This is a genomic window from Agromyces kandeliae (assembly GCF_009674665.1).
In the GTDB taxonomy this organism is placed as follows: domain Bacteria; phylum Actinomycetota; class Actinomycetes; order Actinomycetales; family Microbacteriaceae; genus Agromyces; species Agromyces kandeliae.
Genome location: NZ_WKJD01000006.1, coordinates 143,922 through 168,501 on the forward strand (window position 1 = coordinate 143,922; position 24,580 = coordinate 168,501).

Sequence of the window (24,580 nt, forward strand, 5' to 3'; positions counted from 1 at the left end):
TACGTTCCCGAGCCTACTCGCGGGCCTGCAGCGATTCGTGCTGCAGCGTGTACGTTCCGTGCGCGTCGGCTGTACACGACGTCCGATTCCTGCGTCCGGCGCGCCCGTCCCGTGCGGCGCCGATCATCCCGTCCCCGCGACCTCGAACAGCCGCCACTCCCCCGGCACGCCGCGCAGCTCGTGCACGCCGCGGTCCTCGAACGCGATGCCCGAGCCCACCACGAGGTCCTTGACCGTCCCGGAGACGAGCACGATGCCCGCGCCCGCCATCGCCATCACCCTGGCCGCGAGGTGCACCGCGATCCCCGCGACCTGGTCGCCCTGGAACTCCACCTCGCCGCTGTGGAGTCCGGCGCGGACCTCGATGCCGAGCGAACGCACGGCCGATGCGATCTCCGACGCGCAGCGGACCGCGCGGGCCGGGCCGTCGAAGAGCGCGAGGAACCCGTCGCCGGTCGACGAGACGTGCGTGCCCCGGTAGCGCGCGATCCGCGAACCCACGATGTCGTCGTGCGCGAGCTTGAGGTCGAGCCAGCGCTGGTCGCCGAGGCGCGCGGCGAGATCGGTCGACCCGACGATGTCGGTGAAGAGCACGGTCGCGAGCACGCGGTCGTCGACGGGCACGGCGCGATCGCCGGTCACGAACTCCTCGACCTCGTCGAGGAGCTGCTCGGCCTCGACGAACGGCGGGTACCACGCCGCGCCGGGCAGCTCGACGAGGCGCGCGCCCGGGATGTGCTCGGCGATGTAGCGGCCCATCGGGATGCGGTAGTGGCGGTTCTGCGCCTTGTGCAGCACGAGCGTCGGGACCTGGATGCTCGGCAGCACCGACCGCACGTCGAGCTGGAGCACCCACTCGTACATCCGAGTGGCCGCGGCCGGCGAGGCCGACAGGCGCATGTACCGCCCGACCCAGCGCTGCAGCTGCGCGTCGTCGGCGACGTCGGGCGCCGTGAGCTGCAGGACGCCTCCCGTGCCCCAGTTCCGGCGCCATTCGCCGAGGAGGAGCTCGGCCGTCGGCTCGGGAATGCCGATCGGGTAGTCCGGCGCTCGGAGCAGCCGCGCGAACGTGTTCACGAGCACGAGCGCGTCCGTGCGCTGCGGGTGGCTGGCCGCGAGCATCATGGCCATCGGTCCGCCCTCCGCGTCGCCCAGCAGGGTGGCCGAGCGCGAGTCGACCGCGTCGAGGACGACCCGGGCGTCGTCCATCCAGTGCTCCAGCGTCGGCAGCGCGCCCATGGCGACGGGATCCGACAGGCCGGCGCCGCGCTTGTCGAAGCAGATGACACGCGAGAACCGGGCGAGCCGCTCGAGGTAGCGCACCATCGAGGGGTGCTCCCACATGACCTCGATGTTGCTCGCCCAATTGCCGATCAGCATGAGGTCGCGCGGGCCGCCGCCGAACACCTGGTAGGCGACGGAGCCGTCCTCGGCCTCGGCGTACCGGGGCTCCGGCGCACCCGACCCCCACGTCGAGATCCGAGCGCCGCGCTCCGCATCCATGCCGTCCCCCCACGGTCAGGGTAGCGCCGGGCGGGGCGCACTGCAGGCCCGATCGCGGGCGAGGCCCCCGACCGACGGTCGGGGGCCTCGCGGTGCGGGCGCCGCAGGGCGCCGGTGCGCGATCAGACGAAGGCGAGCGGCGCGAACGGCAGCAGGAGCAGGCCGAAGGCGAGGAACGCGAGCGTCGCGATGACGACGCCGGCGAGCAACACGGCGTTCAGCACGACGCCCCAGATCGCCATGGTGCGGGCCGACGGTTCGCGGCGCAGCGCCAGGATGCCGAGCACGAGGCCGGCGACCGGGACCACGAAGGTGAAGCCGGCGACGAACGAGACGATGCCGAGCACGAGGCTCGACACCGCGAACCCGCGCGTCTCGACATCGGTCGTCGACGGTGCGGGGGTGATGGTGGTCATGGGTGGGTTCTCCTTGTTCATCGGGATGATCCGAGGCTACGGATGCCGCGTGCGCCGCGACATGGGGCGAACCCCCCGATCGGCGGGGCGGCTGGCGCCCCCGACCGGGAACGCGAGGCCCGGCCGACGCGCGTTCAGCCCGCGAGCAGCGCCTCGACCGGGCCGCGCGCGAAGTAGACCACGAAGCCGGCAGCGACGATCCAGAGCAGCGGGCTGATCTCCTTCACCCGACCTGCGAGCGAGCGCACGACCACCCAGCTGATGAAGCCCGCGCCGATGCCGTTCGCGATCGAGTACGTGAGCGGCATGACGGTGACCGTCAGGAACACCGGCAGCAGGACGCTGAAGTCGCCGAAGTCGATCTCGCGGATCTGCGACATCATCAGGGCGCCGACGATGACGAGCGCGGCCGCCGCGACCTCGGAGGGCACGACGGAGGTCAGCGGCGTCAGGAACATCGCGAGGAGGAACAGCGCGCCGGTCACGAGGTTCGCGAGGCCGGTGCGCGCCCCCTCGCCGATGCCCGAGCCGGACTCGATGAACACGGTGTTCGACGAACTCGAGGTGAAGCCGCCCGCGACGGCGCCGACGCCCTCGACGACGAGCGCCGAGCGCAGCCGCGGGAACTCGCCCGTGGCATCGGCGACGCCGGCCTCCTTCGACAGTCCGGTCATCGTTCCGAGCGCGTCGAAGAAGTTCGTGAAGACGAGCGTGAAGACGAGCATGAGCGCGGCGAGCACGCCGATGCGCTCGAAGCTGCCGAAGCTCACCTGGCCGACGAGCGAGAGGTCGGGCAGGCTCACCCAGTGCGCGGGCAGCTCCGGGACGGACAGGCCCCAGCCCTGCGGGTTGACCGAGCCGTCGGCGCCGAACCTCGGCCCGAGGTCGAGGACCGCCTCGAGCACGATCGCGAGCACCGTTCCCGAGAGCAGCCCGATGAGGATGCCGCCCTTCACCCTGCGTGCGACGAGCACGCCGCTCAGGAGCAGCGTGACCACGAACACGACGGTCGGGACCGTGCCGACCGACCCGTCGACGCCGAGCGCGACCGGAGGCGAGGAGGCGCCGGTGGCGGTGACGAAACCGGCGTCCACGAACCCGATGAAGGCGATGAAGAGGCCGATGCCGACCGTGATCGCGAGCTTCAGCGGCATCGGCACGGCCTCGAAGATGAGGCGGCGGAGGCCGGTCACGGCGAGCAGCACGATGATGAGGCCGTTGACGAGGACGAGGCCCATGGCCTCTGGCCAGGTGACCTGGCCGACGACCGAGACGGCGAGGAACGAGTTGATGCCGAGGCCCGCGGCGAACGCGAACGGCAGGCGCGCCACGACGCCGAAGAGGATCGTCATGACGCCCGCCGTGAGCGCGGTCACGGCCGCGACCTGGGCGAACCCGAGGTTCTCGCCGGCGACATCCGTGCCGCCGGACAGGATGATCGGGTTCAGGATCACGATGTAGGCCATCGTGACGAAGGTGACGACGCCGCCGCGGATCTCGGCGGGGATCGTCGAGCCGCGACGGGTGATCTCGAAGAAGCGATCGAGCGCACCGGTCGGGCGCGGCTCGGCGTCCGCCGGGCGCTGGTCGGTCTCGGATGCGGAGGTGGTCATGTCGTCCTGTGTCTCGTCGGGTGCGCGGCGGCGCACGATCGGTCGGGATTCCGCTCGCTCGAGCGGAGGACGGGACGACGATGGCCCGACGATCTCGCGGCGGCTCAGCCGCCGTGCAGGGCCGGAACGATGAGGTAGATGCCGTAGAGCACCGCGAGCCCGCTGACGGCGAAGCAGGCCCAGGCACCCACGACGGCGGCGCGCTTCCGGCCGTCGGTCAGGGGGCTCTTGCGCGCCGCCTTCGCGGCCCGCTTGGCGGCCCTCGCCGCCTCCTCGGGCGAGATCACCGTGATGGCATCCGTGAACTCGGCGGGTGCCACGACCGGCGTGCGTCCGCCGATCGTGAGCAGGCGGATGCCGAGGGCGTAGGAGCTCACGACGATGCTCGCGCCGACCAGCGAGGCGACGAGCACGATCACGAACGAGATCCAGTCGATCACGGGGCCACCTTCCGCTTCGGCTCGGGGCTGCGCTTGATCTTCACGGCGAGACCCGAGTCGGCCACTTCGCTGAGGACGTTCCGGTGCGACACCTCGTCGCGGCGCGACCAGAGGAAGATCCCGCCGATGACCACCGCCGCCGCGACGGCGTCGATGAGGACGCCGACCACGCCCATCGTCGCGACGACGGCCGCGAGGGCGCCGACGCCGCCCGCGGCGGGGAGGGTGAGGATCCAGCCGATTCCGATGCGGCCCGCGGTGCGCCAGCGGACCTTCGACCCGCGGCGTCCGAGTCCGGAGCCGATGACCGACCCGGAGGCGACCTGCGTCGTCGACAGTGCGAACCCGAGGTGGCTCGAGGCGAGGATGGTCGCGGCCGTCGCGGTCTCCGAGGCGAAGCCCTGTGCGGGCTTGACGTCGGTGAGGCCCGTGCCGAGGGTCTTGATGATGCGCCATCCGCCCATGTACGTGCCGAGCGCGATCGCCACCGCGCACGTGACGACGACCCAGAACTCCGGGCCGGACCCGACGGGCTGCGCGCCGACCGAGATGAGCGTGAGGGTGATGACGCCCATGGTCTTCTGCGCGTCGTTGGTGCCGTGCGCGAGGGCGACGAGGGAGCTGGAGAAGATCTGGGCGTGCCGGAACCCGTCGCGACCGTCGGGTCGGCCGTCGTAGCGCCTCGTGATCGCGTAGGCGAGCTTGGTGGCCGCGAAGGCGACCAGTCCGGCCGTGAGGGGGGCGAGGAGCGCGGGGAGGATGATCTTCGACATCACGACGCCGCCGTCGATCGCCTGGATGCCGAAGCCCACGAGCGCGGCGCCGATCAGGCCGCCGAAGAGCGCGTGGCTCGACGACGAGGGCAGGCCGAGCAGCCACGTCACCATGTTCCAGGTGATGGCGCCGATGAGGCCGGCGAAGATGAGCTCGGGGGTGATGAAGACGCCGTTCTCGCCCTCGCGGATGAGACCGCCCGAGATGGTCTTGGCGACCTCGGTCGAGAGGAACGCGCCGATCAGGTTCAGGACGGCGGCGAGCGCCACGGCGATCTTCGGCCGGAGGGCTCCGGTCGCGATCGGCGTCGCCATGGCGTTCGCGGTGTCGTGGAAGCCGTTCGTGAAGTCGAAGAAGAGCGCGAGTGCGATGACCAGCACGACGATGAGGGTGAGATCCACCGGCGTCTTTCTGTCGTCGGCGGACCGGGGTTCGCCGGATGTTCACGGAATGCGGGTTGCGGGGCCCGGCGAGCGCCGAGCCCCGATGATCCTACGCGACGTGGTCCGGCTCATCCACCACGGTCGCGAGGTCCGCGCCGAACACGTACGTGCGACGCACCGTCCCGCCCGCGAGCACGCCGGGCAGCCACCTGCGCGCGTCGTCCCACATCTCGGAGAGCGGCACGTCCTCGAGCGCGAACCACTCCGGATCGAGTTCGTCGGACGGCGTCGGGTCGCCGGCGAAGGCGCGGACGACGAACACGTTCGAGACCTGGCTCCACTCCTCGCGGTGCGGGAAGAGGTAGGTCAGGCGACCGCGCGACTCGAGGTCGACGGACGCGACCACCAGACCCGACTCCTCCTCGACCTCGCGCACGGCGGCGTCGGCGGCCGACTCCCCCGGCTCGAGCTTGCCGCCGAGCCCGACGTAGTTGCCGGCGCCGAGTCCGTGCTTCTTCCGCCCCAGGAGCACCTCCGTGCGGCCGCCCGCCTCGCGGAGCACGTAGCAGACGCAGACCTCCGGCAGCCGCATGCTCAGCCGAAGAGGATCCGCGCCTCGTCGTAGCGCGACTGGGGCACGACGTTCAGCCCGCCCGTCGCGTCGGCGATCGACACCCGTGCGATGTCGGTGCCGCGGAGGGTGACCATGCTCCCCCACGCCTGGTCGAGCGCGGCATCCGCGGCCGCCATGCCGAGCCGCGTCGCGAGCACCCGGTCGTAGGCCGACGGCGCGCCGCCGCGCTGGATGTGGCCGAGCACCGTGTGCCGCGACTCGATGCCGGTGCGCTCCTCGATCATCGGCGCCAGCTTCTCGGCGATGCCGCCGAGGCGCGGCCGGTTGAACGCGTCGAGGCCGAGGTGCGAGTGCGCCTCCTCCATCGTGTCGAGCTTGAAGCCCTCGGCGACCACGATGAGCGGCGCGCGACCGCGGTCTCGCACCGACTCCACGTACTCGCAGATCTCCTCGATGCCCATCGGCTGCTCGGGGATGAGGATCGCGTGCGCGCCGCCCGCCATGCCGGAGTGCAGCGCGATCCAGCCGACGTGCCGGCCCATGACCTCGAGCACGATCGCGCGGTTGTGCGACTCGGCGGTGGTGCGGAGGCGGTCGATGGCCTCGGTCGCGATCTCGACCGCCGTGTCGAAGCCGAACGAGTAGTCGGTCGCGGCGAGGTCGTTGTCGATGGTCTTCGGGACGCCGATCACGGGGATGCCGCCCTCGTCGACGAGCCGGCGCGCCGCGGTGAGCGTGCCCTCGCCGCCGATCGCGATGATCGCGTCGATGCCCTCCTCGTCGAGCATGCGGCGGATGTTCTCCGGCCCGCCCTGCTCGCCCTCGAACGGGTTCGTGCGGCTCGATCCGAGGATCGTGCCGCCCTGCTTCGAGAGCCCGCGAACGTCGTGCCGGGTGATCGGCATGATGTCGCGCTCGACGACGCCGCGCCAGCCCCAGCGGAACCCGACGAACTCCGCCTCATGCGAGATGACGCCCTTGAGCACGGAACCGCGGATGACCGCGTTCAGTCCCGGACAGTCGCCGCCGCTCGTCAGAATGCCGATCTTCATGCCTGGTTGACTCCTCGTGAGGTGGACGTTCGCGGGGGTGCCGCATCGTCGAGGCGCGAACGTGGGGAGTCTAGCGGGGCGCGCGGCATCCGGTCGCGTCGTGACCCTCCGCCTGAGCGGACCACGGGCGACTTCGGATGCCGCGCGCGGGTGCTACAGCGCGCCGTCGAGCGCCTGTCGGAGCAGGTGCTGCAGTGCGTCGAGCTGCACCGAGTCGGCCGAGCCGGGCTCGATGTCGCTGCCGTCGAGCGCGCGGAGTGCCAGGCCCTGCTTCTGGTCGATGAGCTCGGCGATGCGGGCGTCGACGGTGTGCGCGGCGATGATGCGCCAGGCCGTGACGGGCTCGTCCTGGCCGATGCGGTGCACGCGATCGATCGCCTGCGTCTGCTCGGCCGCGGTCCAGCTGAGCTCGGCGAGCACCACGTTCGAGGCCGACTGCAGGTTCACGCCGACCCCGGCGGCCGTGAGCGAGCACACCGCGATCGAGACGTCGGCCTCGGTGTTGAACGCGTCGATCGCCTGCTGGCGCGCGACCGCCGTCTGGTCGCCGCGGATCGACACGGTGCGGAGTTCCCGCGCCGCGAACGCGGCCTCGGCCTGGTCCATGACGTCGATGTGCTTGGCGAAGAAGACGACCTTGCCCGCCGAGCGGGCGAGCTGGGCGGCGTAGTCGGCCGCGAGGCCGGCCTTCGCCTGGCCGATGCGGCGCACCATCGTGAAGACGTTCTCGCCGGACTTCGACGACTTCGACTCCTCGAGCTCGGACAGCGCCACCGCGCGGATGTACTGGTCGCGCTCGAGCTCGTCGAGGTCGCCGACGCGGAGCTTCCTGGACTCGACGAGCGCACGGAAGCGACTCGCGAGCCGGTTGCCGAGCTCGCGCTCGGCGGCGCGGATCGAGCGGCCGAGTTCGTCGTCGAGCTCCACGTGGAGGTCGGCGATGCGCTTGTCGGGGAGGTCCGCGGCCACGTCGACCTTGCGGCGCCGCACGATGCCGAGGTCGATGACGGTTCGACGCGCCTCGGCGTAGAAGCCGGGCTCGGCCGGCGTCAGTCCGGTCTCCTCGAGCTTGCCCAGGAGCTCGGGGGACGGCTTGTCGCCGACGATCCAGCCGAGGAACTGCCAGATCGCGCGGAAGTCGTCGACGTCGTTGATGAGCGGCGTTCCGGTCAGCGCGAGCAGCAGCGGGTCGCCGCCCGGCGTGTTGGCGCGGATGCGCTCCGCGAGCGCCAGCACGTTCCGCGAGCGCTGCGACTGCAGGTTCTTGATGAAGTGGGCCTCGTCGACGACCATGCCGCGGAAGCCCATCGTGGACAGCCAGGTCATGTGCCGGTCGAGGATGTCGTAGTTCACGACGACGACGTCGGCGAACGCGTCGACCGTGTCGCCGTCGCCGTGGATGACGGTCGCGCGACGGTGCGGCGTCCACCGCTCGACCTCGCGCGCCCAGTTCATCTTGACCACGTTCGGGACGACCGCGAGCAGCGGGTAGGCGTCGGCCACGGATGCCGCGAGCACGGACTGCGCGGTCTTGCCGAGCCCCGGCTCGTCCGCCAGCAGGAACGTGCGGTGGCCCTCGCGCGCCGACTCGATGAAGCGCGCCTGGTGCGGCATGAGCTCGAGCCCGCGCGGCGCGAGCCGGTCGACCCCCGGGGCCTCGGGCAGGTCCATCGACGCGGCCTGGCCCCCCGAACCCGACTCGAACGACTTGAAGAGCGGACCGAGCAGTTCCCAGTTCGCCAGTCGGCGGACGGGCACGACCTGGTGGTCGCCGCGGCTGAAGTCCGGCGCGAGGAACGGGTTCGCGAGCTGCCGCGACTTCACCGACGGCGGGACGACCTGGTTCACCGCGATCTCGGGGACCGGGGCGGGCTCGCGGACGATGATGAGCTCGTCATCGCTGAGCTCGGCGCCCGACTCGAGCAGCCAGTCGCGCCGGAACCGCTGTGCGACCGTCGAGATCGACGCATCCGGTTCGAGCAGCGAGATGAGGCTCGTGTCGCGGGCCGCGGTCTTCGCGAGGATCTGCGCGATGCCGTCGAGCCGCTTGAGCAACTCGGAACGGGCGCCGTCTGCGAGGTCGGCGTCGGCCTTCACTCGCGCGCGCTCCTCGCGCATGAGCAGCGCGATGACCTGGAACTTGGTGCGGTTGGTGGGGCCCAGCTTGTTCTTCTGGGCCTTCTGCTCGACCTCGCGGACCTTGCGCGCGAGGATCGGGATGATGGGCGCGTCGTCGTCACGCGAACGCGTGCGCTGCCGCTGCCTCGTCTGGGCCAATGGTCCTCCCCTGTCTGGGCCCGATGCGATCCGGCGCTCGGGACCACGGGCGGGTGGTCGGCACCGGCTGACGGGATCGGACGTCGAGGCCGTCGCGGTGCGCCGGATCCGGAAGGGCCGAGCATGGCGGAGCGAGTTCCCCCAGCCGTCGGTCCGTGGAGGGATCCGTCGAGCGCCTCGGCCATTCTACGCGCCGCGGCGCGATCGGCGCGAATGCGGGCGATCGCGCCGTCGGGCGCAGCGGGACCTCGGCCCTGTCGGAGGGTCGCAGGCGGGGCTACGCTCGTGCCATGGACGAGTCGACGGGGGTCGGCGGAGGCATCGCCGACGATCACGAGTTCCAGGTCGCGCAGGACGGCGAGCTCCCGCCCGAACCCGAGCCGGACGAGGACGAGGACGAGCGGCCGACCGGCGAGGATTCCGTCGACGAGGTGGTCGGCATCGACGAGGAGCGCCGTGTCGTCCTGCCCGACGAGCGCGGGCCCGCCTCCGACGAGGAGTGAGCCGGCGGGTCAGACGCCGCCGCCGCCTCCACCGCCACCGCCACCGCCGGAGGACCCTCCACCGCTCGAGCCGCCCGACGACGAGCTCGAGGACGATCCCGACCAGCTCGTGCTCGACACGCTGCTGAACGAGCTCACGCTCGCGGCGAAGTATCCCGCGTGGAACCCGCTCCGTCCCGAGTACCAGTCGGGCTCGCGCCCCTGCTGCGCGTAGAGCGCGGCGAGCACCTGGCTCCACTCGCGCTCCATCCCGAAGAGCACCGAGTACGGCAGGAGCCGCTCGTTCAGCCGGAGCACCGCCTCGGGATCCGGTGTCCCGTCCGCGCGGATCGGCCGGCTCCCGACCGGCGCAGGCCACCCGGTCGGCAACGCGCCCGGCGGGGGCGGCGGGAGGTCGGGCGCGGGCACCGGCGCGCGCTCCGCACCGCTCGGCGACTGGAGCACGCGGAGGCGATCCGCCTCGGCGAGCCGGATGTACTCGCGGAGGCCCTCGAGGTGGTCGCGCGCAGCGCGACCGCGCTCCGTCAGGGGTCGCACGACGCCGACGATGCCGAAGGTGACGAACACCGCCGCACCCGCGACGAGGATGGTCAGCCAGGGCCAGCCGCCGCCCATCCGCTCGTCGAGGGCGATGATCCCGAACACGGCCGCGAGCACCGCCGCGCCGATGGCGAGCAGCGAGAACAGCCCGCGCAGGCCCCGGTCGGGCTTGCGCCGCAGGCCCTCGCGCTCGACCCGCGAATGCACCGACGTCCGCAGCCGCGCGAGCTTGGTGCCGAGCGAGGCGTCCCGCGACCGCAGGTCGCGGCGCGACCCGATCGGCGCCATCGGACCGAACACCGCCCGGAGCACGCTCGATGCGTCGCGGTCGGCGCCCTCGATCGGGGCCGCGAGCTGGACCGAGTACGTGCGGGAGCCGGTCTCGATCACGCGCACGCGACGGTCCACGGCCTCGGCGAGCAGCGTGGCGGTGATGCCCTTCGAGGCGGCGCGGACGAGGTCGGCGGCCTCCATGAGCGTGATCCGCTCGGGCGGCTCGTACTCGGCGATGATCAGGCCGCGGCCGGGGTGGTCGCGCCATCGCGTGGCGCGCATGACGCCCGCGGTGATCGCGACGGCGACGCCGATGATCGCGCCGACGAGGGAGGTCATGGCCGCGGGCGAGGACGTGAAGCGGTCGTCGCGCGGTTCGAACGTCCCGGGCGCGAAGCCGAGCGCCACGGTCAGGTTCTGGTACGGGCCGAGCGCATCGGCGCGCGCGAGGACGACGGGCTCGCCGTCGGGCTGCACCTCGAGGCTCGCGCACGGGGTGCTGGAGCCCTCGTACCCGCTGTAGCACGCCACGTCGCCGGTGAACGCCTCGACGAGGTCGGGCGCGAGGCGTACCTCGGCCCGGACGACGCCGAACGGCTGGCGCCATCCCGTGCCGTTGACGTCCCAGTAGAACTCCTGCAGGTCGAGGTCGTCGGGGTCGAACGTGACGTTGCGCTGGTCGTAGGTGATCACGTAGGTCTGCTCGCCGTGCACGAAGTCGTCGGCCGCGATCGTGACGAGCTCGAACTCCCCGTCCTCGCTGCGCTCCGTCTCGAAGGATCGCGAGGCGCCGTCCTGGTCGAACACGGAGCGGACGTGGACGTCCGTCGGATGCCCGTCGTAGTTCCGCGGGATCGCGCGCCGGATCCCGCGGTTCTGGTCGTACTCGGGGAAGACCGCGACCAGCGTCTCGGTCGTCCGGAGCGCGGATCGGCCGTCGTCGTCGCGGTCGAGCTCGTACACCGCGTCGAAGCTGGCGAACACGAAGTCGTCGACGTCGGCCCGGACCGAGCCGACCGGTTCGGCGACGGACCGCGACGACGATCCGGGGCCCGGAGCGGGGGCCGCGATCGCCGCGGCGGCGGGGCCGATGCCCAGCGCGAGCGCGGCCAGCGCGCTCGCCGCGACGAGGAACGGGCGCCGGCGGATCGGACGCGGGGTCGTCATGCGCTCACGCTAGCGAACCGGGCGCCCGCGCGTCATCCGTCGCCGCGCGCCGACGCGTCCGGCGCCACCGGTTCGCGGGCGGCGATCGCGGATACGGCCCCGGGTATCGCGCCCGGGCGTATCCTGACGGGGTGATCGAGGACATCAAGAAGCGGGCGCTGCACCGCACGAAGATCATCGAGGGCCAGCTGCGGGGCATCGAGAAGATGATCGAGAACGAGGACTACTGCGTGGACATCATCACGCTCTCGCTCGCGGTCCAGAAGTCGCTCGGTTCGCTGAACAAGCTGCTCGTCGAGAACCACCTGCGCACCCACGTCTCGCACATGTACGAGCAGGGCGGCGACCAGCGCGAGGAGGCCGTGGCCGAGCTCGTGCGCATCTTCGAGCTCTCCAACAACCGGAGCTGACGGCCGGATGCCCCGGATCGAGCTGGTCACGGGCGACCTCACGCGCGAGCGCGTGGACGCGATCGTGAACGCGGCGAACTCGTCGCTGCTCGGGGGCGGGGGCGTCGACGGGGCGATCCACCGCGCGGGCGGACCCGAGATCCTCGCGGAGTGCCGACGGCTGCGGGCGACGACGCTGCCCGACGGCCTGCCGACGGGCAGCGCGGTGGCGACGACCGGTGGGCGGCTCCCTGCGCGCTGGGTCGTGCACACCGTCGGCCCCGTGTGGCCCGGCGACGGAGCCGAGGCGGTGCGGCGCCGGGCGCTCCTCCAGGACGCGTATCGCAACTCGCTCGGGCTCGCGGCCGAGCTCGGCGCGGCATCCGTCGCGCTGCCCGCGGTCTCGGCCGGCGTCTACGGGTGGCCTGCCGACGACGCGGCCGAGGTCGCCATCGCCAGCGCCGTCGCCGCGGTCGCCGCACCGGACCTCGTGCGCTTCGTGCTCTTCTCGGAGCGCATGCACGCGACGTTCGCGGATGCCGCGGCGCGCCTCGGCGCCGACGTGGTCGTGCTCGGCTGACGGCGCGCCGAGCGCGCGATCCGCTCGATCAGGTACCGGGCGAGGTCGAGGCGATCCACGCGTCGAGGTCGCTCGGCTGGTCGGTGATGATCCCGTCGACGCCGAGCGCGCTCACCTCCTCCCAGCGGTCCTGGCTGTTGAGCGTGTAGCAGAGCACGGCGATGCCGGCCTCGTGGGCGGCGTCGATCGCCTCGGGTGCCGCGGTGACGGATGCCGCGGTCGTGCCGAACCCGATGACGCCGAGCTGCTCGGCGAGCGGCACCGGGTCGGCGGGAAGCTCGCGGATGAGCATGATCCGCGGCGTGGTCGGCGCGACGCGTTGGATCGACTGGAGCGTCTCGATGCTGAAGCTCTGCAGGACCACCCGGCCGCGGAGGCCGTGCCGCTCGACGAGGTCGAGCACGATCCGCACCTCTTCAGGGGTCCAGTCGGCCTTGAGCTCGACCAGCGCGCGGGCGCCCTCGCGCTCCGCGAGTGCCACGAGGAAGGCGTCGAGGGTCGGGATGGGCTCCCCGGCCCACTCCGGCGAGTACCAGGCGCCGGCGTCGATCCGCGCGAGCCGTTCGAGGTCGAGGTCCTCGACGCGTGCGTCGCGCCCGGCGATCCGCTCGAGGTCGGTGTCGTGGAACAGCACGGGCACGCCGTCGCGGGTGAGGCGCACGTCGGTCTCGACGTAGGCGAGCTCGTCCATGGCGAGCTCCAGTGCGGGCATGGTGTTCTCGGGCGCCTGGGAGCGGTCGCCGCGATGGCCGATGATGGCCGCCGCGTCGCCGGGCTGGCGGAGGGCGCCGAACACGTCGATCGCGTACACGCCGGTCGGCGTGGAGACGCTCCAGAGCGTGGCGGCGATGGCGACGATGCCGGCGACAGCCAGCGGGATGCGGACGAGCGGCCGCGGCGGCCGCGTGAACCTGCGGATGCCGCGGCGGTCGGACGGTCGGGGAACAGGGGTGGCGACCTGCCGGGCGCTCGGTCGAGCGGGGGCCGCGGTCGCTGGGTCGACCGCGTCTCGAAGGTGACGCACTGATCGGGCCTTTCCACGATCCGCGCCTCCTTGCACGGGACCGTGCAGGTCACCCTAGCAAACGCCGTTACCGTTTCGTTACTTTTTTTCCGGCCGCGTCCGACTCCGGCGCGACGGATGCCTCGGCCTCGGCCGTGATGCGATTGGCCATGCCCGCGAACACGATGCCGTGGAACGGGAAGACCGCCCACCAGTAGAGACGGCCCGCCAGCCCCTTCGGGAAGTAGACGGCACGCTGCCGGTACCGCGAGCCCGCGCCCTCCGGTTCGGCCGACATCTCGAGCCACGCACGCCCGGGCACGCGCATCTCGGCCCGGAGGCGCAGGAATCGCGGGCGCTCGATGCGCTCGACACGCCAGAAGTCGACCGCGTCGCCCGGGTGCAGCGTGTCGGGGTCCCGCCGTCCGCGCCGCAGGCCCACCCCGCCGAACAGCTTGTCGATCCAACCGCGGATCGCCCACGCCAGCGGGAAGGAGTACCACCCGTTCTCGCCGCCGACCCCCTCGATCACGGCCCAGAGCGCCTCGACGGGCGCGGTCGAACGCCGCTCGCGGTGGTCGGTGTAGACCGTATGGCCCGCCCAGTCGGGATCGCTCGGCAGCGGGTCGCTCGGGGCGCCCGCGACCTCGGCGTTGCGCCAGCTCGTCTCGACCTCGCCCGACTGCTCGCGCTCGAGCGCGAGCCGCACCGCTCGGCGATACGGCGTCAGCCCGTCCGCGGGAGGCGGGATGACGCCGTCGATGTCGTGCTCGCGCATGACGCAGTCGAACTGGAGGGACTCGATGATCGGCACCGCGATGCGGCGCGGGATCGGCGTGACGAGGTTCACCCACTGCCCCGCCAGCCAGGGCGTGAGGACGGGCAGCGCGGCGATCGGTCGCTGCCGGAGGCCCGCCTCGACCGCATAGCCGTTCATGAGCTGGCCGTAGCGGAACACGTCGGGTCCGCCGATGTCGAACGACCGATTCACCTCCGGAGGGACCCCCGCGGCGTGGATCAGGTAGTGCAGCACGTCGCGCACCGCGATCGGCTGGATGAAGTTGCGCACCCAGCGGGGTGCGGGCATGTACGGGAGCACCTCGGTCAGGTGCCGGATCATCTCGAACGACGTCGACCCGGACCCGATGACGACGCCGGCCTGGAGGACGACCGTCGGAACGCCGGAGGCGAGGAGGATCTCGCCGACGCGCACCCGGGAGCGCAGGTGCCGGGAGAGGCGTCCAGCCGCAGGATGCAGCCCGCCGAGGTACACGATCCGTCGCGCTCCACTGCGGGCGGCGTGCTCGGCGACGTTGCGCGCGATCGAGAGCTCGAGGTCCTCGAAGTCCCCGCGACCGCCCATCGAGTGCACGAGGTAGTAGACGACCTCGATGTCGCGCATGGCGCGTTCGACGGCCGCCGGATCCGTCAGGTCGCCGGCCACGACCTCGACGTCGCCCGCCCACGGGACGTCGCGCAGCCGCTCGGGCCGGCGCACGATCACGCGGACCTCGTGCCCCGCCTCGACGAGTCGCGGAACGAGCCGCCCGCCGATGTAGCCGGTCGCCCCCGTCACCAGGACCCGCACGTCGGTCCTCCCCTCGTCAGGCGTCGCACGGCCTCAGCCGTGCTCGTTCCCCCGACGATAGTTGCCGCTCGCGCGGGCGAGGAGGTGCTGCGCCTGTGAATCGTCCGCACGTTGCAGCGCAGCGACGAGCCTCGCCGCGGAGCGGCCGCCCACCGTCATCACTGCCCGGCCGCCGCGCAGCACGATGACCGCGCCGTGCCCGGTCACCCGATAGTCGAACGGGTCGGCGACCAGCCGCCCGCGCTCGTCGGAAGCCCCCTCGCGCCCGGACATGCGTCGTCGCCTACCGCAGGCTCTTCGTGTGCCAGACCGTCTTCGTCTCGGTGAACGCGGCGATGCGGTCGAGCGCAGGAGCCGCGGCATCCGGACCGGGCTCGGGGCGCAGCACGCGCTTCAGCGTGTCGGCCGCCGCGATCTCGAGGTCGACCCAGTCGAGCTCGCCGGCGCCGACGAGGTCGAGCGCGTTGACGTCGGAGTGGCTCGCGAGCCACGGCGCGATCTCGGCCGGCGATCCCGTCAGCACGTTGACGACGCCCTTGGGCACGTCGCTCGTCGCGAGCACCTCGGCGAGGCTGATCGCCGAGAGCGGGAACCGCTCGCTCGCGACCACGATCACCGCGTTGCCGGCCACGAGCGCGGGGGCCACCGCGGAGACCAGCCCGACGAGCGAGGAGTCCTGCGGCGCGACGATCGCGACGACTCCGGTCGGCTCGGGCACCGAGATGTTGAAGTACGGCCCGGCCACCGGGTTCGCATTGCCGGCGACCTGCGCGAACTTGTCGGCCCACCCGGCGTACCAGACCCAGCGGTCGATCGCCTCGTCGACCTGCGCACCGGCCTGGGCGCGGGTGAGGCCCTCGGCCTCCTCGATCTCGGCGGCGAACTGGGCGCGACGGCCCTCGAGGAGCTCGGCGATCCGGTAGAGCACCTGACCGCGGTTGTAGGCGGTCGCACCGGCCCAGCCGGCGACCGCGCCCCGCGCGGCGACCACGGCATCGCGGGCGTCCTTGCGCGAGGCCTTCGCCGCATTGGCGAGGAACCCGCCGTCGGCCGAGCGCACCTCGTAGGTGCGGCCGGACTCGCTGCGCGGGAACGCGCCGCCGATGAACAGCTTGTAGGTCTTGGGCACGGCGAGGCGGCTCACTTCGCGGCTCCCTTCTTCGCGGGGCGGGCAGGTCGTCGCGTGCGCTTGGCCGGCTTCTCGTCGGCGGATGCCGCGGGCGCGGCCTCGACCGCGCGCGGCGTGCCGCGGCCGGTCGAGGTGACCGACGCCGGCGAGAGGTAGGCGCCGAGGCCGTGGCGGCCGCCCTCGCGGCCGTAGCCGGACTCCTTGTACCCGCCGAACGGGCTCGACGGGTCGAAGCGGTTGAAGGTGTTGGCCCAGACCACTCCGGCGCGGAGCTGGTCGGCGACCGCGAGGATGCGGCTGCCCTTGTCGGTCCAGATGCCCGCCGAGAGCCCGTAGGGCGTGTTGTTCGCCTTCGCGATGGCCTCCTGCGGCGTGCGGAACGTGAGCACCGAGAGCACCGGCCCGAAGATCTCCTCGCGCGCGATCCGGTTCGAGGTCTGCACGTTCGTGAAGATCGTCGGCGCGTACCAGAACCCGTTCTCGGGGATCTCGCACGGCGCGCTCCAGCGCTCGGCGCCCTCGGCCACGCCCGCGTCGGAGAGCTCGCGGATGCGCTCGAGCTGCTCACGCGAGTTGATCGCGCCGATGTCGGTGTTCTTGTCGAGCGGGTCTCCCAGACGCAGGGTCGAGAGGCGCTGCTTCAGTCGCTCGACGACCTCGTCGTGGATCGACTCCTGCACCAGCAGTCGGCTCCCGGCGCAGCACACGTGGCCCTGGTTGAAGAAGATGCCGTTGACGATGCCCTCGACCGCCTGGTCGATGGGCGCGTCGTCGAAGACGATGTTCGCGGCCTTGCCGCCGAGCTCGAGCGTGACCTTCTTGTGCGTGCCGGCGACCTGCTTCGCGATCGCGCGGCCCACGGCCGTCGAACCGGTGAAGGCGACCTTGTCGACGCCGTCGTGGCCCACGAGGGCCGCGCCGGTGTCGCCCGCGCCCGTGATGATGTTCACGACGCCCTGGGGCAGGTCGGCCTGCTGCACGATCTCGGCGAAGATGAGCGCCGTGAGCGGCGTCGTCTCGGCGGGCTTCAGCACCACCGTGTTGCCGGCCGCGAGCGCCGGGGCGATCTTCCACGCGAGCATGAGCAGCGGGAAGTTCCACGGGATGACCTGCGCGGCGACGCCGAGCGCCTTCGGGTTCGCGCCGAGGCCGGCGTAGTCGAGCTTGTCGGCCCATCCCGCGTAGTAGAAGAACCACGCCGCCACGAGCGGCACGTCGACGTCGCGCGACTCCTTGATCGGCTTGCCGTTGTCGAGCGACTCGGCGACGGCGAGCTCGCGGGCGCGCTCCTGGACGAGGCGCGCGATGCGGAAGAGGTACTTGCCGCGGTCGCGACCGGTCATGCGCGACCACACGCGATCGTGCGCGCGCCGCGCCGCGGCGACGGCGTCGTCGACGTCGGCCGCGTTCGCGTTCGCGATCGTCGCGATCCGCTCCTCGCTCGCCGGGGAGACGGACTGGAAGGGAGTGCCGCGGCCGTCGACGAACTCGCCGTCGATGAAGAGGCCGTACTCGTCGCGCAGCGACAGGATCGCCCGCGACTCGGGGGCGGGTGCGTATTCGAGGAAGCTCATGATGCGGTGCTCTCGTCTCAGTCGATCGTCACGTAGTCGGCGCCGGAGTAGTGGCCGGTCGCCATCTTCTGGCGCTGCAGCAGCACGTCGTTCAGCAGGCTCGAGGCGCCGAACCGGAACAGGTGCGGCTGGAGCCACTCCTCGCCGACGGTCTCGGCGACCGTCACGAGGTACTTGATCGCGTCCTTCGAGGCGCGGATGCCGCCCGCGGGCTTGACGCCGATGCGCTGGCCCGTCATCAGGTGCCAGTCGCGCACGACCTCGAGCATGAGGAGCGTCACGGGCAGCGTCGCCGCGGGCTGCACCTTTCCGGTCGAGGTCTTGATGAAGTCGCCGCCCGCGAGGATCGACAGCCAGGACGCCCGCCGGACGTTGTCGTACGTGACGAGTTCGCCGGTCTCGAGGATCACCTTGAGGCTGGCGCTGGTGCCGTCGGGGCGTCGGCACGCCTCCTTCACCGCGGCGATCTGGTCGAAGACGAGGCCGTAGCGACCTGCGAGGAAGGCACCGCGGTCGATGACCATGTCGATCTCGTCGGCGCCGTTCGCGACGGCCTCGGCGGTGTCGGCGAGCTTGATCTCGAGCGAGGAACGGCCGGACGGGAACGCGGTCGCGACCGCGGCGACGGAGATCAGGCCGTCGTCGGGGTCGCCGTGCACGGAGCCCAGGGCGTCGACCGCGTGCGGGACCATGTCGCCGTACACGCAGACGGCCGCGACGCGAGGCGTCGTGGCATCCGCCGGGTCGGGGTTCATCGCCTTGGCGACGAGCGAGCGCACCTTGCCCGGGGTGTCGGCGCCCTCGAGCGTCGTCAGGTCGACGAGCGAGATGATGCGGTCGAGCGCCCACTTCTTGGACGACGTCTTGATGGATCGCGTGCCGAGGCCCGCTGCGCGCTGCTCGAGTCCGACGGCGTCGACGCCCGCGATGCCGTGGAGGTACCTGCGGAGCGTTGCGTCGTCGGGCTCGCCGCCGAGCACGGCGAGCGCGCGTTCGCGCGCGGTGACGAGGGAGGTGCCGGACATGGTTGGTGACCTGTCTTTCGTGGTGCGGCCGGATCAGCCGTCGAGGAGGTGGAGTGCGGTGGCCTCGTCGGTGACGAGGACGGAGCAGAGGCCGGAGCGCACGACCGCATCGGCGACGGCGTGCTTGCTCCGCCCGGCGATCACGGCGATGCGGAGGCGCCCGTCGCGGACGTCGTCGAGCGTGAGGCCGACGGTCCGCGCATCGAGCGCGGGGTCGACGATGTTGCCCTCCGAGTCGATGTAGCGGCCGACGACGTCGCCCACGGCGCCCTTCTGCACGAGCAGGTCGACGTCGGCCTCGGTGAGGTAGCCGCTCTCGATGTGGACCGAGGTGTGGTCGGCGGGGCCCGCGCTGAACAGGTACGCGTCGGCGGACCTGGCCAGCTCGATGACGCCCGCGACGACGCGATCGGACTCGATCGCCTCCTTCGTCGCGAGGTGCTCGAGGATCGCGGGGCTGGGGAGCAGGGTGGCGCTGCCGCCGCCCTTCTGGGCGATGGCCACCGCGGTCGCGGCTGCCGTGCCGGCGCGGCGGTTCAGGCTCACGCCGCCGTTGATCTGGACGACGTTGACGCCGGTCGCCCAGCCGTTGCGGAGGTGCTGGGAGATCTCGAACAGGGTGCGACCCCAGCTGACGCCGAGCGTGCGCGGCACGGGCCGGAGCGCCGTCAGGTAGTCGGCCGCGGCCTGGGCGGTGCGCGCCTGCAGTTCGTCGGGCGACGCGACGCCGGCCGACGAGACGACGATCGCGTCCTCGAGGCCGCGCTCCTCGCGGAGGCGCCGCTCGATCGGCAGTCGCCGGGCGCGCGGATGCAGGATCTCGATGCGGATGAATCCCTGCTGCTTCGCCTGGGCGAGCAGTCGACCCACCTTCCAGCGCGTGAGCCGGAGTGCCTGGCCGATCTCGTCCTGCGTCTTGTTCTCTTCGTAGTAGAGCTCGGCCGCACGGATCGAGAGGAGTTCGTCGGTCTCGTCCATTCGTCTCCTTCCGCCATGTCCAGCGTAGGCAGCACATCGCGCATCGGCAACACTCGCGTGCAAGTCTGCTCATATGAGCAGGGCCCCCCGGCTCGTGCGCCCGGATGCGGCGTCCGTCGTCAGCGTCGGGGCGAGCGCTCGTCCTCGAGGAACCCGGCCCGAGCCACGACCAATCCAGCCGCGACCGCGGGTGCCGCCGTCGCGAGGAGCAGCATCATCGGCGCGGTCCACGACCCCGTCGCCTCGTGCAGGAGTCCGACCGCGACGGGACCCAGCGCGACGACGACGTAGCCGACCGACTGCACGAAGCCGCTGAGGGCGACCGAACCGGCGTGCGTCCGCGTCCGCAGGTTCACGAGCACGAGCGACAGCGGGAAGAGCAGCGGTCCGATGCCGGCCAGGGCCACCCACAGCCAGGCCGGGCCCCCTGGCGCCACGAGCAGGCCCGCCCAGCCCGCCGCGATGGTCGCGCCAGCGACGGCGACCATCGCGCGCACCCGGCCCGGCCGGGTGGCCAGCGCCGGGACGACGAGCGAGACGGGCAGGCCCATCGCCGCGTACAGCGCGAGCAACACGCCCGCCGCCGCCGCACCGGTGCCCGCCGTGTCCGCGAGCATCGAGGGCAGCCACGCGAAGACCGCGTAGGCGTTGAACCCCGCGACCGAGAACACCGTGGCGAGCGCCCAGGCCAGCGGCGAGCGGAACGCGTGGCGGAGCAGGCCGGGCTCCGCCTCCTCCGGCAACTCCCCCGGCACCGCGCGCCGCGGATGCACGAGCAGCGCGATCCACGGGACGAGCGCCGCGAGGGCCACCGCAGCCCAGATCTCGAACGAGGCACGCCACCCTGCGGCCTCCGAGACCGGCACGGCGATCAGCGGCGGGACGAACGTGCTCACCGAGAGCGCGGTCACGTAGAGCGCGGTCACCAGCCCGACCCGGTCGGGGAAGTACCGCTTGACGAGCGGCGGCAGCAGCACGTTGCCGACCCCGACCGCGGCGAACGTCAGCGCACTCGCGGCGAAGAGCCACCACGCCGATCCGACGAGTCCGCGCGCGGCGCTGCCGATCACCAGCGCGACGAGGGCGCCGACGAGCACCGGTTCGAGTCCGACGCGGCGCGTGAGCACGGGCGTCGCGATGCCGAACACCGCGTAGCAGAGCGGTGGCAGCATGCCGAGGACGCCGACGAGCGCCGTCGAGATCGGGATGTCGCGCTCGACGAGGTCGAGGATCGGAGAGAGGGACGCGACCGCGGTGCGCAGGTTGAACGCGACGAGCAGGATCCCGATCAGCGCGAGGGTGCGACCGTGCCAGAGCGGCCGGGTCGTCTCGGGACTCACCAGCCGAGTCTAGGCTGGTCGCGTGGCCGACCTCTCGCGTTACCTGCCGCTCAGTCGGCGCCCCGACGTGGACGAGTCCGGCGTGACCGCCGACCGGCGCGCCGAGACGGCCGACGTGCTGCGAGCGCTCGCCGCCGTGCTGCGCCACGACGGCGACGGCCTCTGGACGGCGTCGACCGAGCGACCGGGATGGCACGTCGACGAGGTCGCCGCCGAGCTCGTGAGCGGGTTCGGCCGGAGCCGGTCGCGGCGCGCGCTCGATGCGGCCGGGAGGCTCGTCCGCGGGGGCGAGGCCCGCCGCCTGGAGGAGCTGCCCCGCCTGGACGGACCGTCGGCCGCAGCCGACGCGCTGGATGCCCGCGCCGACCGGATCCTCGCACGCGCGCATCCGACCGGGATCGTCGAACTCGATGACGCCGTCGTCGCCGCGCTCCTCGTCGGCGGTGCCGCCGGCACCGTCGTACCGCTCTCCGCCCGGGCCTCCGGCGCCGTCGCGCTGCGCCGCGCCGCGGCGGCGCCGACCGAGATCCGAGCCGTGATCGCGGGGCACACGCTCCGGGCGACGGATGCCGGCTGGGAGTTCGGGCACGGAAGTCCGCTGGTCGACACGGCGCACGGGATGCTGCGGTTCCTGACGGGCATCGGAGCCGCGGCGCCCCACCCGCCGACCGACGCCGATCGGACGACCCCCCGGGACTGAGCGCGCCCGGCCGCGCTCAGTCGATCAGCTCGCGCGCCCGGTCCACGTCGCGGCCCATCTGGACGATGAGCGCGTCGATGCCGTCGAACTTCTCCATGCCGCGGATGCGGTGGGCGAACTCGACCCCGACGACATGGTCGTAGAGGTCGAGGTCGCGATCGAGCACGTACGCCTCGACCTGCTTCTTCGGCACGCCCTCGAACGTGGGGTTGTCGCCCACCGAGATCGCGGCGGGATAGCGCACCCCGCCGTCGATGAGCCATCCGGCGTAGACGCCGTCGCCGGGGACGAACCCCTCGGAGTCGAGTGCGAGGTTGGCCGTCGGGTAGCCGAGCTCGCGGCCGCGCTTGAAGCCGTGCACCACGAGCCCGCTCACGGTCGGCACGTGGCCCAGCAGTTCGGCGGCGTGCTCGACGTCGCCCGCCTCGAGCAGTTCGCGGATCCAGGTCGACGACACGCGGCGGCCGCCCTCGGGCATCACGTCCTCGACGACGACGACCTCGAACCCGTGCTCCTCGCCCTGGCGGCGGAGCATCTCGACGTCGCCCTCGTTGCCCGCGCCGTACCGGAAGTCGTGGCCGACGAGCAGCACGCGCGCGTCCAGCGCGTCGACCAGGAAGCGGCGAACGAACGCCTCGGCCGAGTTCGACGCCAGTGCGCCGTCGTAGTGCAGCAGCACCGTCGCGTCGAGGCCGGTGGTCGCGAGGAGCTCGAGCTTCTGCCGCGTGCTCACGAGCTGCGGCGGACAGCGGTCGGGTGCGTGGAAGGCCGCGGGGTGGCGGTCGAACGTGATCGCCACCGCCTCGAGGTGACGCGACTCGGCGATCTCGCGGAGCTTCGCGATCACCGCCCGATGCCCCTGGTGCACGCCGTCGAACTTGCCGATCGTCACGGCGGAGGGACCGTAGTGGGCGGGGACGGACTCGATCCCCGCGAACGTCCTCACGCGCGCCCCTCGGCGTCGACCCGGCGGCGCCGGACGTCGCCTGCGGTGTCGGCCGCGACATCCCGCACCGGATGGCGCGCGAGCCACCACATGCCGAGCGGCGGCAGCACGAGCGGGATGAACAGGTACCCGCGACCGAACCACGACCACACCGTGTCGTGCGGGAACAGGTCGGGACGGAGGACGCTGAGCAGCCCCACCACGATCACGCCCGTGAACTCGAACACGATCGTCGCCCACGCGATGCGGTACCACGCACGACCGGGCATGACGAGCGCGACCGTCGCGAGGATGTAGACGACGGCGGCGAGCGCGGAGAGCGCGTAGGCGACGGGCGCCTCGTCGAACCTCTCGATGATCTGCACGAGCGAGCGCCCGGTCGCGGCGAGCGCGAGCACGCCGTACACGGCGACGAGCACCCGGCCGACGCCGCTGAGTCGCCCCCGGCGACGCGCGTCGGAAGGGGCGGTGGATGTCTCGTTCATGTCGTTCGATTCTCCCAGACCGAGCCTCACGCCTGCTGCACGGTCCAGATCTGCAGCATGCGGTAGACCATGACCGCGACGGCGAGCGATGCGACGCCGCACACGACGGTCGCCCAGCGGCCCCGGTCGATGAGCGCCCAGAGCGCCGCCGCGGGCGGCAGCAGCACGGCGCTGACGAGGTACACCCAGAACTCCAGCAGGCTGCCGGTCGGCGGGTTGCCGACGGCGGGCGCGACGAGCGCGGTGACGACCTGGCCGATGAGCAGCAGTTCGACGAGTGCGAGCGAGCCGAGGACCAGGTCGTTCGGGACCCGGCCTGCGAGCCCGAGCACGAGGCAGAGCAGGCCCGCGACGACCGCCACGGCGACCTGCGCGTACGCGAACCACTCGATCATGCGCCCTCCTCGGCGGGGAACCCGGTGACGACCTTGAGCTGCGGGCCGCGGCGTTCGACGATCGCGACGAGCACGTCGCCCGGGCCGACGGCGGCGATCGGCGCGCCGCCCGGCAGGGCCGCGGCAGCCTCGACGGCGCCGATGCGCTTGCCGTGGCGGAGGTCGCGCACGGCGTCCGCGTCGACCTCGATCGCGGGGAGCACGAGCCTGGCGGCCTCGGCCGGCGTGAGTCGCGCCGCCGCGACGTCGAGCCCCTCGAGCGGGCCGGCCTCGGAGACGTCGAACCGGCCGATGCGCGTCCGTCGGAGCGCGGTGAGGTGCCCGCCGACGCCGAGCGCGGCGCCGAGGTCGCGCGCGAGCGCGCGCACGTAGGTGCCCGACGAGCAGGCGACCCGAACGTCGAGGTCGAGCCATCCGGCGCCCTCGCGCACGTCGAGCAGCTCGAACGCCGACACGGTCACCGTCCGGGCGGCGAGCTCGACCGCCTCGCCGTCGCGCACGCGCTGGTAGGCCCGCTTGCCGTCGACCTTGACGGCGCTGACCGCGCTCGGGACCTGGTCGATCGTGCCGGTGAGCTCGGCCATCCCGGCCTCGACGGCCTCGCGCGCGATCGCGGCGACGGCGTCGGCGGATGCCGCGGGCAGCGCCTCGCCCTCGGCGTCATCGGTCGTCGTGCCCCAGCCGAGGCGAACGGTCGCGAGGTACTCCTTGTCGAGTCCGACGAGGTGGTGGAGGAGCCTCGTCGACGTCTCGATCCCGAGCAGGAGCAGCCCGGTCGCCATCGGGTCGAGCGTGCCGGCATGGCCGACCTTGCGGGTCCCGGCGAGGCGCCGCACGCGGGCGACGACGTCGTGGCTGGTCATCCCCTGCGGCTTGTCGACGAGGAGGATGCCGCTGTTCACGCCGTACAGGCTAACAGCGCGAACCACCCGC

General features: G+C 72.4%; 25 protein-coding genes. 4 read left to right on the forward strand and 21 right to left on the reverse strand.

Features of this window, described 5'->3' with window-relative positions:
- Window positions 1-123: 123 nt before the first annotated feature.
- The 8 genes from GJR97_RS03035 to GJR97_RS03070 all read right to left on the reverse strand — a co-directional run bounded on the left by GJR97_RS03035 (window position 124) and on the right by GJR97_RS03070 (window position 9,032).
- Window positions 124-1,503 carry an adenylate/guanylate cyclase domain-containing protein gene (locus tag GJR97_RS03035; protein ID WP_154345045.1) on the reverse strand — a complete coding sequence of 460 codons (1,380 nt, stop codon included), beginning with the start codon at window positions 1,501-1,503 and terminating at the stop codon, window positions 124-126.
- A 122-nt stretch (window positions 1,504-1,625) separates the two neighbouring features.
- Window positions 1,626-1,919 carry a hypothetical protein gene (locus GJR97_RS03040; protein ID WP_154345046.1) on the reverse strand — a complete coding sequence of 98 codons (294 nt, stop codon included), beginning with the start codon at window positions 1,917-1,919 and terminating at the stop codon, window positions 1,626-1,628.
- A gap of 134 nt (window positions 1,920-2,053) precedes the next feature.
- Window positions 2,054-3,532 carry an NCS2 family permease gene (locus GJR97_RS03045; RefSeq protein WP_154345047.1) on the reverse strand — a complete coding sequence of 493 codons (1,479 nt, stop codon included), beginning with the start codon at window positions 3,530-3,532 and terminating at the stop codon, window positions 2,054-2,056.
- A 104-nt stretch (window positions 3,533-3,636) separates the two neighbouring features.
- Window positions 3,637-3,972, reverse strand: a complete 336-nt coding sequence (locus tag GJR97_RS03050; protein WP_324613082.1) for a peptidase — start codon at window positions 3,970-3,972, stop codon at window positions 3,637-3,639.
- On the reverse strand, window positions 3,969-5,147 hold the full coding sequence (locus tag GJR97_RS03055; protein WP_324613083.1) for an inorganic phosphate transporter: 1,179 nt from the start codon (window positions 5,145-5,147) through the stop codon (window positions 3,969-3,971). The genes GJR97_RS03050 and GJR97_RS03055 overlap by 4 nt, the downstream gene beginning before the upstream one ends.
- A gap of 91 nt (window positions 5,148-5,238) precedes the next feature.
- Window positions 5,239-5,721: an 8-oxo-dGTP diphosphatase gene (locus GJR97_RS03060; RefSeq protein ID WP_154345048.1), complete on the reverse strand. Its 483-nt coding sequence runs from the start codon at window positions 5,719-5,721 to the stop codon at window positions 5,239-5,241.
- 2 nt (window positions 5,722-5,723) lie between these two features.
- Window positions 5,724-6,755 carry a 6-phosphofructokinase gene (locus GJR97_RS03065; RefSeq protein ID WP_154345049.1) on the reverse strand — a complete coding sequence of 344 codons (1,032 nt, stop codon included), beginning with the start codon at window positions 6,753-6,755 and terminating at the stop codon, window positions 5,724-5,726.
- Between the two features lie 153 nt (window positions 6,756-6,908).
- Window positions 6,909-9,032, reverse strand: a complete 2,124-nt coding sequence (locus GJR97_RS03070; RefSeq protein WP_154345050.1) for a DEAD/DEAH box helicase — start codon at window positions 9,030-9,032, stop codon at window positions 6,909-6,911.
- Window positions 9,033-9,322: 290 nt separating this feature from the next.
- On the opposite strand from GJR97_RS03070, the gene GJR97_RS03075 reads away from it, so the two are divergent.
- Window positions 9,323-9,535, forward strand: a complete 213-nt coding sequence (locus GJR97_RS03075; protein WP_154345051.1) for a hypothetical protein — start codon at window positions 9,323-9,325, stop codon at window positions 9,533-9,535.
- A 9-nt stretch (window positions 9,536-9,544) separates the two neighbouring features.
- On the opposite strand, the gene GJR97_RS03080 is transcribed toward GJR97_RS03075, so the two are convergent.
- The gene (locus GJR97_RS03080; protein WP_154345052.1) at window positions 9,545-11,515 is read right to left on the reverse strand and encodes a DUF2207 family protein; all 1,971 of its coding nucleotides are present in this window, start codon (window positions 11,513-11,515) and stop codon (window positions 9,545-9,547) included.
- Window positions 11,516-11,646: 131 nt separating this feature from the next.
- Here GJR97_RS03080 and GJR97_RS03085 point away from each other — a divergent pair, with 131 nt between their 5' ends.
- Window positions 11,647-11,925, forward strand: coding sequence for a metal-sensitive transcriptional regulator (locus tag GJR97_RS03085; protein WP_324613084.1), 279 nt, complete (start codon window positions 11,647-11,649; stop codon window positions 11,923-11,925).
- Window positions 11,926-11,932: 7 nt separating this feature from the next.
- The gene (locus GJR97_RS03090; RefSeq protein WP_154345053.1) at window positions 11,933-12,484 is read left to right on the forward strand and encodes an O-acetyl-ADP-ribose deacetylase; all 552 of its coding nucleotides are present in this window, start codon (window positions 11,933-11,935) and stop codon (window positions 12,482-12,484) included.
- A 28-nt stretch (window positions 12,485-12,512) separates the two neighbouring features.
- On the opposite strand, the gene GJR97_RS03095 is transcribed toward GJR97_RS03090, so the two are convergent.
- From GJR97_RS03095 to GJR97_RS03130, 8 genes are all read right to left on the reverse strand, one after another.
- Window positions 12,513-13,508 carry a glycerophosphodiester phosphodiesterase gene (locus GJR97_RS03095; protein ID WP_154345054.1) on the reverse strand — a complete coding sequence of 332 codons (996 nt, stop codon included), beginning with the start codon at window positions 13,506-13,508 and terminating at the stop codon, window positions 12,513-12,515.
- 67 nt (window positions 13,509-13,575) lie between these two features.
- The gene (locus GJR97_RS03100; protein ID WP_324613085.1) at window positions 13,576-15,075 is read right to left on the reverse strand and encodes an SDR family oxidoreductase; all 1,500 of its coding nucleotides are present in this window, start codon (window positions 15,073-15,075) and stop codon (window positions 13,576-13,578) included.
- A gap of 33 nt (window positions 15,076-15,108) precedes the next feature.
- The gene (locus GJR97_RS03105) at window positions 15,109-15,348 is read right to left on the reverse strand and encodes a hypothetical protein (RefSeq protein WP_154345055.1); all 240 of its coding nucleotides are present in this window, start codon (window positions 15,346-15,348) and stop codon (window positions 15,109-15,111) included.
- A gap of 10 nt (window positions 15,349-15,358) precedes the next feature.
- Window positions 15,359-16,219 carry an aldehyde dehydrogenase family protein gene (locus GJR97_RS03110; RefSeq protein ID WP_324613087.1) on the reverse strand — a complete coding sequence of 287 codons (861 nt, stop codon included), beginning with the start codon at window positions 16,217-16,219 and terminating at the stop codon, window positions 15,359-15,361.
- Window positions 16,216-17,778, reverse strand: coding sequence for an aldehyde dehydrogenase family protein (locus tag GJR97_RS03115; RefSeq protein WP_154345056.1), 1,563 nt, complete (start codon window positions 17,776-17,778; stop codon window positions 16,216-16,218). The genes GJR97_RS03110 and GJR97_RS03115 overlap by 4 nt, the downstream gene beginning before the upstream one ends.
- A gap of 17 nt (window positions 17,779-17,795) precedes the next feature.
- Window positions 17,796-18,803: a deoxyribose-phosphate aldolase gene (gene deoC, locus GJR97_RS03120; protein WP_154345057.1), complete on the reverse strand. Its 1,008-nt coding sequence runs from the start codon at window positions 18,801-18,803 to the stop codon at window positions 17,796-17,798.
- A 33-nt stretch (window positions 18,804-18,836) separates the two neighbouring features.
- Complete coding sequence (locus tag GJR97_RS03125; RefSeq protein WP_129233973.1) at window positions 18,837-19,781, reverse strand: sugar-binding transcriptional regulator; 945 nt, start codon at window positions 19,779-19,781, stop codon at window positions 18,837-18,839.
- Between the two features lie 119 nt (window positions 19,782-19,900).
- Window positions 19,901-21,121, reverse strand: a complete 1,221-nt coding sequence (locus tag GJR97_RS03130; RefSeq protein ID WP_324613088.1) for an MFS transporter — start codon at window positions 21,119-21,121, stop codon at window positions 19,901-19,903.
- Between the two features lie 22 nt (window positions 21,122-21,143).
- On the opposite strand from GJR97_RS03130, the gene GJR97_RS03135 reads away from it, so the two are divergent.
- On the forward strand, window positions 21,144-21,821 hold the full coding sequence (locus tag GJR97_RS03135; RefSeq protein WP_154345059.1) for a hypothetical protein: 678 nt from the start codon (window positions 21,144-21,146) through the stop codon (window positions 21,819-21,821).
- A gap of 16 nt (window positions 21,822-21,837) precedes the next feature.
- On the opposite strand, the gene GJR97_RS03140 is transcribed toward GJR97_RS03135, so the two are convergent.
- The 4 genes from GJR97_RS03140 to truB are packed head-to-tail and all read right to left on the reverse strand — an operon-like array spanning window position 21,838 to window position 24,549.
- Entirely contained in the window at window positions 21,838-22,767 is a 930-nt protein-coding gene (locus GJR97_RS03140; protein ID WP_324613089.1) for a bifunctional riboflavin kinase/FAD synthetase, read from the reverse strand.
- A complete protein-coding gene (locus GJR97_RS03145; RefSeq protein WP_229275943.1) occupies window positions 22,764-23,252 on the reverse strand; it encodes a hypothetical protein in 489 nt (162 codons plus the stop codon). Before GJR97_RS03145 ends, GJR97_RS03140 begins: the two co-directional genes overlap by 4 nt.
- Before the next feature lie 26 nt (window positions 23,253-23,278).
- Complete coding sequence (locus GJR97_RS03150; protein WP_154345060.1) at window positions 23,279-23,647, reverse strand: hypothetical protein; 369 nt, start codon at window positions 23,645-23,647, stop codon at window positions 23,279-23,281.
- Entirely contained in the window at window positions 23,644-24,549 is a 906-nt protein-coding gene (truB, locus tag GJR97_RS03155; RefSeq protein WP_407643565.1) for a tRNA pseudouridine(55) synthase TruB, read from the reverse strand. The genes GJR97_RS03150 and truB overlap by 4 nt, the downstream gene beginning before the upstream one ends.
- Window positions 24,550-24,580: the final 31 nt, after the last annotated feature.